Raw genomic sequence first — 11,138 nt, 5'->3', positions numbered from 1 at the left:
TGGCCGCCGCTGCCGACCACGTCGGCCTTGATAACGCGCATCATGCCCGCCGCGATCCGTGGCGCGGGCCACCCCATGCCATAGGGGCCGCCAACCTCCAGCGCCTCGACCAGCGACGGCGTGACCCCTCCGCAAGCCACTACGGCGTCCAGCAGCAAGGCACGGTTGCCACCGGCACGCGCGACGTCGCCCGCCAGTCGTTCGTCGATGAAGTCCGCGAATGCTTCGACCTGCCCCGCTGCGACGGTCAGCCCCGCCGCCATCGCATGGCCGCCCCCTGCCACCAGCAGCCCCATGGCCTTCGCCGCCAGCACCGCTGCCCCCAGGTCGACGCCGGGGATCGAGCGCCCCGACCCCTTGCCGACACCGTGTTCGTCAATGGCGATGACGATCGCCGGCTTGCCCAATTTCTCCTTGAGCCGTCCCGCGACGATGCCGATGACGCCGGGGTGCCAGCCCGCGCCCGCGACCACGGCGACCGCGCGATTGCCCTTGCCGATGGCGGCGTCCTCGGCCTCGGCCTGAACACCGCCTTCGATCGTCCGGCGCTCCTCGTTCAGTCGGTCGAGTTCTTCGGAAATCTCGCGCGCTTCCTCGGGGTCCTCGGTCGTCAGCAACCGCACGCCCAGGTCCGATTTGCCGACCCGCCCCCCGGCATTGATGCGCGGCCCCAGCGCGAAGCCCAGATCGGAGCAGATCGGCGCCCGCTTCAGTCGCGACGCCAGCAGCAGGGCGTTCAGTCCGACATTGCGCCCCGCCCCCATCACTTTCAGTCCCTGCGCGACGAACGCCCGGTTCAGCCCGCGCAGGCTCGCCACGTCGGCAACGGTCCCCAGCGCCACGATGTCGAGCAAGTCCATCAGCCGCGGCTCGGCTCGATCGGCAAAAAACCCGCGGCCACGCAGGGTGCGCACCAGCGCCGCCGCCAGCAGGAAAGCCACCCCGACCGCCGCCAGATGGCCGTGCGCCGCGCCCTCAACCTCGTCCAGCCGATTGGGATTGACCAAGGCATAGGCGAGCGGCAATTCATGGGTACATTGGTGATGGTCGACGACGATCACGTCCACGCCGACGCCGCGCGCCATCGCCAGCGCCTCGAATGCCTGGGCACCGCAATCGACCGTCACGATCAGCGACGCGCCGCCCCGCGCAATCCGCACCAGCGCCTCGCCCGAGGGACCATAGCCCTCCATCAGCCGGTCGGGGATATAAGCGTTCGGGGACAGCCCCAACTGCCGCAGAACACGGATCAGCAGCGCCGCCGACGTCGCGCCATCGACGTCATAGTCGCCGAACACCGTGACCGCCTCTCCCGTCAGCACCGCCGTTGCCAGCCGGTCGGCGGCATGGTCCATGTCGCGAAAGATCGACGGGTCGGGCATGAACGCGCGGATCGTCGGATCGCGGTGCGCATCGATCGCATCGGCGGGGCAACCGCGCGACAGCAGCAATTGCGCGACCAGGTCGTCGCTCTGTCCCGACCCCGCGCTGCCGCGCCAGCGCCATGCCTGTCCGGTGATCGACGCTGTGATGGAAAGGGGATTCACCCGGCAGCCCTAGGCGATGGCGAAGGAAAAGGGAATCGCTGTCGCCGACATCGCGCCGCAAAACCGTTTCGCGAGGCGACCATGCCCGGCCTATAGGAGTACCCGGTTCAGGCTTATGGTAAAGACCGTTCCAGCAGGAGATGGACTTGTCCGAAGACTATGCACACGGACGACGCGACGGGCTTCGACTGGCCCTCGCCATCCTTGCAGCGGAGGAGGCGCGATGGGCGGCTTTGCTGGGCGAGAGCAAATCCTGGCGGACCAATGCGACGCGCTCGATCCGCCACAAGGCCCTGCAGGTGGCGCAACAGCGGGTCCAGACCGCGCTCAATCGACTGGCACCAAAGGACGACGCGGCGCTGACCGCCGAACTCGATGCGGCGCTGAAGAAACTGGGTCTCTGACGATCCGTCGCTGATCGTCAGCGCTGCTTGCGGGCAATCGTCGCGGTGAAGTCGGGGTCCTTGTTCGCCACCCAGTCGACGAACTTGCGCACGGCGGGATCGGCCAGCAAATTCTCGACATTCATCCCGTTGCGCTGCAATTCGGAATTGGTGAAGTTAACGATCAGCGTCTGCTGGCAGATGGCGTGCATGGGCACGACGTCACGCCCGCCCCGACTCTTGGGCACTGGATGGTGCCACACGATGGTCTTGCCGGTCAGCCGCCCACACAGCCAGCATGGTGGAACGATTGCTGTCGACGCCTCACTCTTGCCGGGCAAGTCTTCCTCAGGGTCATGATTTTTGTATTTTCGGGCCATGCGTCTGCCTCAACTCGAATAAGGTGCCAAATGTCGTCGGGTCCGCATGATCGCTTGCTTGGTGCGCCGTCAATGCAAACAGCGCGTTGACCCTATGATCGTCGGCGAACCGAACCGTCCCGCTCCGACCCTGGTATCAGCCCGACAATTTGGCGGCATAGGCTTCGGGCGCGCCATAGCCTTCGCCCGCGATCTGTTTCAGGATGCTGCGGTCGCGGATCTCGATCATCCCCCGGTGCGCGCGAATGGCGCCCGTCGCTTCAACCGCCTGCACCGCTTCGGTTACACCCGGACGGCGCACGCTTAGCATCAGCGACAGGAACTCGTGCGTCATCGGGATTTGGACGCCATCGGTGCGGTCGGCGCACATCAGCAGCCACCGCGCCAATCGCGCCTTGATGGACAGGGACGCGGCCGCCAGCGCCGTGTGCGACACCTGCACCATAAACGCCTGGGCAAACGTCAACATCACCGCGCGCAATGTGTCGCTTTTCGCCAGTGCCTCCTGGAAGGCGGTGCATGGCAGGCTGTGGCCGTGGCCCGGTCCCTGGACGAATATCTCAAGCGGAGCGGTCTCGCTGCCCATTACGGTTGCGACGTCGATCATCCCCTCCCTGCCAATGATACCGACTTCGGTCTGGGTTCCGTCGGGAGTGGTGGCGACGACCGAGGCAATGCCGGTTTCAAGGAAATAAGTGCGCTGAATGGTCTTGCCGGCGGGGATCAGCAGGTCACGCTTTTCGAAAACGATAGGGACAAGCTCCGCTGAAAACAGGTTCAGGTCCGCCGGGGTAAGGCGCGAAAGTAGCTCATTACGAAACTTGGCGATAACCATGACCGACATAATTTCCCTGCGCGACGGAAGGGAGACACTTATCTCTCAGCGGCTGTGCCCCTAAAGCCAGCAGCCGATGCTACCGTGATAACCCCGTAACGATAGGACACCTAAAACAATCGGTCGGTTCGGTTACGCACGAACGATGGTGATGTTTCGCATTGTTATCATGGCTTATCAGGCACCTGCGGCCTGGGCGTCACAATCGACACACCGTTCTGATCCAGTTTGACATTTAAAGGAACACCGGCGACTTGCGAATTAAGCGTCAGGCCGGCGTCATTACCAAGCCTGATCTGCATATTTTCCAGGCCGAAATCCAGACTATCGGGCTCGGGTGGCGCTTCATCGGCCCTGGGAACCACCGGCGCGATGATCGGTCGGGCACCCGGGATTGCCGCACCCATGAAATCGCGCCAGATCCGCGCCGGGACGCCGCCGCCGTGGATGCCCTTCAACGATGAATTGTCGTCATTGCCGACCCAGACGCCGACGATCAGGTCGCCCGCATAGCCGACAAACAGCGCGTCGCGATTGTCCTGGCTGGTTCCGGTCTTGCCATAAGCATCGATTGCCAGTGCCGCGCCGCGGCCCGTCCCCTCGACGATCACCCCTCGTAACAATTCGCGCATCATGGCCAGCGTCGGCCCGTCGAAACTGTGGCTCGGGCGCAGCAACCGCGCGATCAGTCCCGGCTCTTCGTGCGGGATGCCGTGCGGCGCGACCGGCCAGTTGTTCGCCGCGATCGCCGCATAGGCCGAGGTCAACTCCAGCAGCGTCACGCCCGACGAACCCAGCGCCAGCGTCGGGTCGGCGGTCAGCGGGCTGCGGATGCCCAGGTCGCGCGCCGCCTGGATCACCGCCTCGGGCCCCAGCTTGCGGTACAGCCGCACCGCCGCGACGTTGCTGGACCGCGCAAAGGCCTGGCGCAGCGAGATCTGTCCGCGGTAGTGCGCGCTGCTGTTCTTCGGGCGATAGCCGCCCTCGACGATCGGGCTGTCATCGATCAGCGTGTCGGGCGTCATCCCCGAACGCAGCGCCGCCAGATAGACGAACAGTTTAAAGGTCGATCCGGGCTGGCGGCGGGCCTGCGTCGCGCGGTTGAACGGTGACTTGTCATAGCTGCGCCCGCCGATCATCGCGACCACTTCGCCGTTGGGACGCATCGCGACCAGCGCCACCTGTGCCGACCCGAGTGCCGCGCGCGCTACCGCTGCCCGCGCATATTTCTGCATTCGCGCGTCGAGTGTGGTCGCGACCTCGGTATCGCCATAGACCTGTTCGGTCAGCGCGCGCGCCTGGGGCATCGCCCAGTCGGCGAAATAGGTGCCGGTCGGCAGAACGCTCGCCGCGCGCAGGTTGCTGACCGCGACCGGCGTCGCCCCGGCCCGCGCCGCAGTGATGAACCCGGCATCCGCCATCGCCGCCAGCACCAGCCGGCTGCGGGCCTGCGCGCCCGCCAGGTTGCGCGACGGCGCCAGCCGCGACGGCGCTTGCACCAGCCCGGCCAGCATTGCCCCCTGCGCCAGCGTCAGCCGCTCTGGCTGGCGGTTGAAATACCGCAGCGACGCCGCCCGCAACCCATACACATTGTCGCCGAAATAGGCGTTGGACAGGTATCGTTCCAGGATCTGGTCCTTGGTGAGCCAACCCTCCAGCCAGAAGGCGATCAGCATCTCGCGGGCCTTGCGGCTCAGATTGCGTTCGGGCGACAGGAAGGTCATCTTGGCGAGCTGCTGGGTGATCGTGCTGCCCCCCTGCGTGCCGCCACCGCGCATGTTGTTCCAGGCGGCGCGCAGCATCCCGCGCGGATCGACGCCCCAATGCGTGTAGAACCGCCGGTCCTCGATCGCGACGAACGCTTGGGTTACGGTGTCGGGCAGGTCGGCGGCCCTGACCGGGCGGTCGACCACCGCCCCCTTTTGCGCAATCGGCTGGCCATCGGCGGCCAGCAACGTGATCCGCGGCGGTGCCATCGGCTTCAGCGATCGCGACAGCGGGGCGGTCAGCGCCAACCATGCAAACAGCAGCAGGAACGTCACCAACGCCACCCACAGCACGCGCTTGGTCCACACCCGCCGCCGCTTCCACCGCGAGGGTGGCGGTGTCGGGGGCGCTACTTCCGTCACCGGCGGCACCGGGTTCCAGACGCCGGGCGGGCGGGTCCACAGTTCGTCGATACTGGGCAGCCGCTCAACCATGCCGGTGTATTAGCGGCCTAAGACGGCAGACGCGAGCAGATTTAGCCCTCGACCTTGCGGTGTTCGCCCTTGACCCAGCGCACCGTCCCCGAACTGGCGCGCATCACGACGCTTTCGGTGGTCATCATGCCGCCCTTCAGTTTCTTGACGCCCGCCAGCAGCGACCCGTCGGTAACGCCCGTCGCCGCAAAGATGCAGTCGCCCTTGGCCAGTTCGGTCAGGTCATAGATATAGTCGAGGTCGGTGATGCCCCATTTTTTCGCCCGCGCGCGCTCGTCGTCGTTGCGAAAGATCAGCCGTCCCTTGAACTGCCCGCCGACACAGCGCAACGCGGCGGCCGCCAGCACGCCCTCGGGCGCGCCCCCCGAACCCATGTAGATGTCGATCGTCGTGTCGGGGTTGGTCGTCGCGATCACCCCCGCCACGTCGCCGTCACCGATCAGCATCACGCCGCAACCGATCGTGCGCAGTTCGGCGATCAGCTTTTCGTGGCGCGGGCGATCCAGCACGCAGGCGATGATCTCGTGCGGCGCGACGCCCTTGGCCGCGGCCAGCGCGTTGATATTCTCGGTCGGGGTCTTGTTCAGGTCGATGATGTTGTCGGGATAGCCCGGCCCGACCGCCAGCTTTTCCATATAGACGTCGGGTGCGTTCAGCAGATTGCCGTGTTCGGCGACGGCCAGCACCGCCAGCGCGTTCGGCCCGGCCTTGGCCGTGATCGTGGTGCCCTCCAGCGGGTCCAGCGCGATGTCGATCTTGGGACCCTTGCCGATCGCCGAGCCGACCTTCTCGCCGATATACAGCATCGGTGCCTCGTCGCGCTCGCCCTCACCGATCACGACGGTCCCGTCCATGTACAGTTCGTTCAACGCAGCACGCATCGCTTCGACGGCGGCGGCATCGGCGGCCTTTTCATCACCACGGCCGATCAGGCTGGACGCGGCAATCGCCGCCGCCTCGGTAACGCGCACCATTTCCAGCACCAGTACGCGGTCGAGAACGTCGCTTGCGATTACCATGATTCGGGTTTTCCTTGTTGCTGCTGCATTGCGATAGGCGAGCGCCTGTCAAACTTCAAACGTCCAGGATCGGCATCCACATCGGCTGTCCGGTGATGCTCGCGCTGCCCTCCAGCCGCGCCAGCGCCGCCGCGACCGATCGCGCCGGGCCCTCGTGCGTGGTCATCACCAGCAGGACCCCGCCACCCGGGGCCTCGCCGCGCTGGATCATGCTTTCGATCGAGACTCCGGCATCGCGCATCGCCGCTGTAATTTCGGCCAGCACGCCGGGCCGGTCGGCGACGATAAAGCGCAGGTAGCTCCGCTCGCGCCGCGCGCCCGCATCCGCAGTCTCAGGCGTAGCAAGGCTGGCGACCGGCATCGCGAACGCCGGGCCGATTTCACCGCGCGCAACGTCGATCAGGTCGGCGACAACCGCGCTCGCCGTCGGCCCCTCGCCCGCGCCGCGCCCCTCGAAAAACAGCCGCCCGACGAAATTACCCTGCGCCACCACCGCGTTCATCGCGCCCTGCACATGCGCCAGCGGATGAGCCAGCGGAACAAGGCAAGGATGGACGCGCTGGAACAGTCCGTGGCTATCGGCCTCGGCCAGCCCGACCAGCCGCACGCAATATCCCAGTGCCCGCGCCTGCGCGATGTCGCCGCCCAGTACGCCCCGGATGCCGCCCAGCCGGACGCTGTCGAAATCGATCCGCGTCCCGAACGCCAGGCTGGCCAGGATGCTGAGCTTATGGGCGGCATCGACGCCATCGACATCGAACGACGGGTCGGCCTCGGCAAAGCCCAGCGCCTGCGCGTCGGCCAGCACGTCGCCGAAATCCGACCCCTCCGCCTCCATCCGCGTCAGAATGTAATTGCAGGTGCCGTTCAATATTCCATAAACCTGGCTGAGTTCGTTGGCCGCCGCCCCCTCCCGCAGCCCCTTGATCACGGGAATCCCGCCCGCGACCGCCGCTTCGTATTTCAGCGCGGTTCCGGCATCCTGCGCGCCTTGCGCCAATGCCAGCCCGTGATGCGCGATCATCGCCTTGTTCGCGGTGACGAACGCCTTGCCGCTGGCGATCGTCGCTTTGGCCAGCGTCAACGCGGGGCCATCCGACCCGCCAATCAGTTCGACGACGACATCGACATCGTCCCGCGTCGCCAGCGCCGTCGTATCGTCCACCCAGTCGAACCGCGAGAGGTCGAAGCCACGGGCCCGCGACCGGTCGCGCGCATTGACGGCCACCACCTCGATACCGCGCCCGGCCCGCCGCGTAATCAGTTCGCGGTTCGCATCCAGCAACTTCACCACGCCACCGCCGACGGTGCCAAGCCCGGCCAGGGCGATTCGAAGCGGTGGATTTTTGATCGTTTCGGTCATGCGCCGCCCCTATCTAGAGCAACCCGATCTCTTTCAACCTTTGCTGCAAATATTCGTCCGCCGTGATCGCCCCCGGATAGCGGTCGGGTCGCGTCACCGACACGCATCCGGGCAGCGTGCGAATGGGAAAGTCCGACGCCAGATGCAGGAAAAACGGCATGGAATAGCGTGGGCACCCGCGTCGTTCGGGCGGCGGATTGACGACGCGATGGCTGGTCGATGGCAGGACATGATTGGTCAGCCGCTGCAACATGTCACCGACATTGACGACCAATGCGCCCTTCGGCGGATCGACGGCCAGCCAGTGCCCCGACCGGTCGAGCAATTGCAGCCCCGCCTCCTCTGCACCCAGCAACAGCGTGATGAGGTTGATATCCTCGTGCGCGCCCGCCCGGACGCCGGGTGCGTCGGGCGAAACCGGCGGATAATGGAGCAGGCGCAACACCGAATTGCCGTCGCGCACGGGCTCGACGAACCAGTCGGCGTCGAGCCCCAGATAAATCGCGATCGCCGACAACAGGCGCGCGCCCACCCGGTCGAATTCGGCGAACAGCGTGGTCAGCGTCTCACGGAACTCCGGGGGTTGATCGGGCCAGATATTGGGGGGCATCGAACCGTTATATTTATGGCCCTGGGGCAGGTCGCGTCCGACGTGCCAGAATTCCTTCAGGTCGTTTTCACTCGCGCCCTTGGCGATCTCCACCCCGAGCGGTGTAAACCCGCGCGCGCCGCCTTTTGGTGATTTGAACGCCAGTTTGACCGCGTCGGGCAGGTCGAAAAACGCCCTGGTCAGCGACGATGCGCGCGCCACCAGCGCATCGTCGATCCCGTGGTCGGCGACGATGGCAAATCCAAAGCGTTCGAACGATTGTCCCAGTTCCTGGGCAAAGCGGATTGGATCGTTGGCCTGCTCGCCGAGCGAAAGCGGGCGGATGTGTTCCCCAGTGTCGGTCATGCCGACAATCTAGCGCCCGGCCTGTAATTTGGAACCGCAAACCCCGTCCCGCCGTTGATAAACACGCTATTCAACGGAGTTCACGACATGACCGACGACCAATTCGACACTCCCCCCGAATCGCCGTTCGATGGCCGTATCGACGTTCCCGGTGGCGCTCATGCCGAGGATGAGCCCGATCTTGAAGGCTATGACGATTCCCAGCGCGCCGAGGTCGCCGAAGTCGAAGGCGGCGGCCAATACGACGGCGTCCTGCTGACCGACATGGACCCTGACATGGGCGGCGCAAACCTGGAAGATGGCGACGACGAGGATGGCGACGACGATCTGGACAACGTGCTGGACACCGACGCCCGGCCCTAATTGGGGCGCGCTGACAACCTTTCGGGTTGGGCAGCCGTTATTCCGCGTTGGTTTTGAGGCTCACTAACAAACCATCACCCCGGCGCAGGCCGGGGTGATGGACAAGAGGCCGTAATTACGCCCCCTTGTTGGCCAGGCTCTTCATCACTTCGCTATGCAGCCAGATGTTCATCGTCGCCGAATCGTTGGTGTCGCCGGTATAGCCAAGTTCGTTGGCCAATTCGGTGCGGTTCGACAGGCTCGAATCCAACCCCAGCAATTTCATCAGATCGACGATCGATGACTTATAATTCGATTCCGCGCCCTTGGACGCGGCGATGGCGGCCAGGCGCGCGTCGATTTCGGCCGGGGTTGCAGCAACCGGAGCAGCAGGCGCGGCAACCGGGGCAGCGGCGGGGGCTGCGGCAGACGCTGGTGTTGCCGCTGGCGCTGCCGCTGCGGATTTCCCGAAAATTGCGTCTTTGATCGAACCGAAAATGCTCATCATTTATTCCTCTCGTTTCACTGTCACTTCATGTGCCCTGCTGAAACTAGCCAGGCATGATGATGGTTGCGAGACTCAGATTGTCTTTGTCACCGCGTCCGGGTGCGCGGCCCGAAACGCGGGCAAGGTGCAGGCTCCGGCATCGATCCTGACCAGCGTCGGATAGTCGGTCAGGTCCAGATTCAACCGCCGCGCGTTATACATTTGCGGGACCAGGCAAATATCGGCCACCCCCGGCGTCGCCCCCGACAGAAAGGCGCCCGATCCGGCGGCCATCTTTTCCAACGCGGCAAACCCTTGCGCCACCCAGTGCCGATACCAGTCATCGCGGCGATCCTGCGCCACGCCCAGCGCATCGTCCAGATACCGCAGCACGCGTAGATTGTTCAGCGGGTGGATGTCGCAGGCGATCACCAGCGCCATCGCCAGCACTTTCGACCGGGCGGCGGCATCGTCGGGCATCAGCGGCGGATCGCGATGCGTGGCGTCCAAATAGTCGATAATCGCCAGGCTCTGGTTCAACTCCAGCCCGTCGATTTCGAGCATCGGCACCAGTTGCTGCGGGTTCTTTGCGGCAAAGTGCGACTCTTGCTGTTCGCCTTTCACGATATTGACCGCCACCGTTTCGTACTTCACGCGTTTCAGGTTCAGCGCGATACGCACGCGGTAACAGGCAGAAGATCGGAAATAGTCATGCAGGCGGACGGTCATCGGATACCTTTGCGTGAAGTGCACAAACTCCTATCGGACCCGGCCACCGATGGGCAAGGGCGAGGACGGAACCGCTTGAATCTATCGCAATCGGCCAGAGTGCGAGGTCACTGGCCCCATTCCAGAATGACCATAATGAAATTCCGATTGTTGTCCGCACTGGCCGCTCTCGCTCTGTCGACACCGGCAATGGCGGCGGCACCGATCACCGGTAAATGGCTAACCACCGAACGCGATTCGATCATCGAGATTGCACCGTGCGCGTCGGGGTTATGCGGCACGATCCTGCGCGTGTTGAAAGTCGGTCCCGCCGGGCAGACCACCGATTCGAACAACCCCGTCGTCGCCCTGCGGACCCGGCCGCTGGTCGGCATCGTCATATTGACCGGCTTTGCCGACAGCGGTTCTGATTGGCGCGGCCGCATCTACGATCCGCGATCGGGGCGCAGCTACAAGTCGATCGTGTCGCACAATCCCGATGGAACCCTGAAGGTCCAGGGTTGCATCGGGTTTATCTGCAGAACACTGGTCTGGACGGCAGCACGGAACCGTCCGTAGCGGTTATTTTGACCGCTGCAGGGCTTCCTCAGCGGCGGCATCGAAGCCCGACGATGGCAATGGCTCACCCGAATCGCCCGGATGCGCTGCTGCCGGTGGGTCCGACGCATCCATCGATTCATCGAGGCCACGATCAAGCTGGGCATCCTGATCGCTCGGGTCGCGCTTCAGGCGGCGGGCGATATCGGTATCCTGCCCCGCCTGCTGGTCGGGATGGGCAACCGGCGTCTCGCCATCGGGCGCGACCGAGGCGCGCTCCATCGCGGCTTCGGGAATAATCTGCGTGTCGGACATGATCGTCTCCTGTTCACTGCTAGAACGGTCGGGAGCGGCGGGGTG

12 protein-coding genes are annotated in these 11,138 nt (G+C 64.9%); 3 read left to right on the top strand and 9 right to left on the bottom strand.

What is annotated here, in order from left to right; translation table 11 throughout:
• On the bottom strand, positions 1-1,547 hold a 1,547-nt coding region (gene recJ, locus Q0R02_RS00950; protein ID WP_293880035.1), incomplete at its 3' end, for a single-stranded-DNA-specific exonuclease RecJ.
• A 140-nt stretch (positions 1,548-1,687) separates the two neighbouring features.
• On the opposite strand from recJ, the gene Q0R02_RS00945 reads away from it, so the two are divergent.
• On the top strand, positions 1,688-1,951 hold the full coding sequence (locus Q0R02_RS00945; protein WP_293880033.1) for a hypothetical protein: 264 nt from the start codon (positions 1,688-1,690) through the stop codon (positions 1,949-1,951).
• Positions 1,952-1,968: 17 nt separating this feature from the next.
• Here the strand turns inward: Q0R02_RS00945 and Q0R02_RS00940 are convergent, their stop codons facing one another.
• From Q0R02_RS00940 to Q0R02_RS00915, 6 genes are all read right to left on the bottom strand, one after another.
• Complete coding sequence (locus tag Q0R02_RS00940) at positions 1,969-2,310, bottom strand: hypothetical protein (RefSeq protein ID WP_293880031.1); 342 nt, start codon at positions 2,308-2,310, stop codon at positions 1,969-1,971.
• Between the two features lie 136 nt (positions 2,311-2,446).
• Complete coding sequence (locus Q0R02_RS00935; protein ID WP_293880029.1) at positions 2,447-3,154, bottom strand: Crp/Fnr family transcriptional regulator; 708 nt, start codon at positions 3,152-3,154, stop codon at positions 2,447-2,449.
• A gap of 158 nt (positions 3,155-3,312) precedes the next feature.
• Complete coding sequence (locus Q0R02_RS00930; protein WP_293880027.1) at positions 3,313-5,346, bottom strand: transglycosylase domain-containing protein; 2,034 nt, start codon at positions 5,344-5,346, stop codon at positions 3,313-3,315.
• 41 nt (positions 5,347-5,387) lie between these two features.
• A complete protein-coding gene (gene glpX / locus Q0R02_RS00925) occupies positions 5,388-6,365 on the bottom strand; it encodes a class II fructose-bisphosphatase (protein WP_293880025.1) in 978 nt (325 codons plus the stop codon).
• A gap of 55 nt (positions 6,366-6,420) precedes the next feature.
• A complete protein-coding gene (locus tag Q0R02_RS00920; protein ID WP_293880023.1) occupies positions 6,421-7,728 on the bottom strand; it encodes a homoserine dehydrogenase in 1,308 nt (435 codons plus the stop codon).
• Positions 7,729-7,741: 13 nt separating this feature from the next.
• Complete coding sequence (locus Q0R02_RS00915) at positions 7,742-8,683, bottom strand: 2-oxoglutarate and iron-dependent oxygenase domain-containing protein (protein ID WP_293880021.1); 942 nt, start codon at positions 8,681-8,683, stop codon at positions 7,742-7,744.
• Positions 8,684-8,770: 87 nt separating this feature from the next.
• Here Q0R02_RS00915 and Q0R02_RS00910 point away from each other — a divergent pair, with 87 nt between their 5' ends.
• Positions 8,771-9,046, top strand: coding sequence for a hypothetical protein (locus tag Q0R02_RS00910; RefSeq protein ID WP_293880019.1), 276 nt, complete (start codon positions 8,771-8,773; stop codon positions 9,044-9,046).
• Between the two features lie 115 nt (positions 9,047-9,161).
• Here the strand turns inward: Q0R02_RS00910 and Q0R02_RS00905 are convergent, their stop codons facing one another.
• Together Q0R02_RS00905 and maiA are read right to left on the bottom strand one after the other, a co-directional pair.
• The gene (locus Q0R02_RS00905; RefSeq protein WP_367271404.1) at positions 9,162-9,533 is read right to left on the bottom strand and encodes a DUF3597 domain-containing protein; all 372 of its coding nucleotides are present in this window, start codon (positions 9,531-9,533) and stop codon (positions 9,162-9,164) included.
• Between the two features lie 72 nt (positions 9,534-9,605).
• Positions 9,606-10,241 (bottom strand): maleylacetoacetate isomerase, encoded by a 636-nt coding sequence (gene maiA, locus Q0R02_RS00900; protein ID WP_293880017.1) that lies wholly within the window; start codon positions 10,239-10,241, stop codon positions 9,606-9,608.
• Positions 10,242-10,376: 135 nt separating this feature from the next.
• On the opposite strand from maiA, the gene Q0R02_RS00895 reads away from it, so the two are divergent.
• Positions 10,377-10,799 (top strand): DUF2147 domain-containing protein, encoded by a 423-nt coding sequence (locus tag Q0R02_RS00895; protein ID WP_293880015.1) that lies wholly within the window; start codon positions 10,377-10,379, stop codon positions 10,797-10,799.
• Positions 10,800-11,138: the final 339 nt, after the last annotated feature.

This window comes from Sphingomonas sp. (genome assembly GCF_025353885.1).
Lineage (GTDB): Bacteria > Pseudomonadota > Alphaproteobacteria > Sphingomonadales > Sphingomonadaceae > Sphingomonas_O.
The sequence above is the reverse complement of the archived record's forward strand: the minus strand, read 5'-3'. Positions and strand labels throughout refer to the sequence as shown.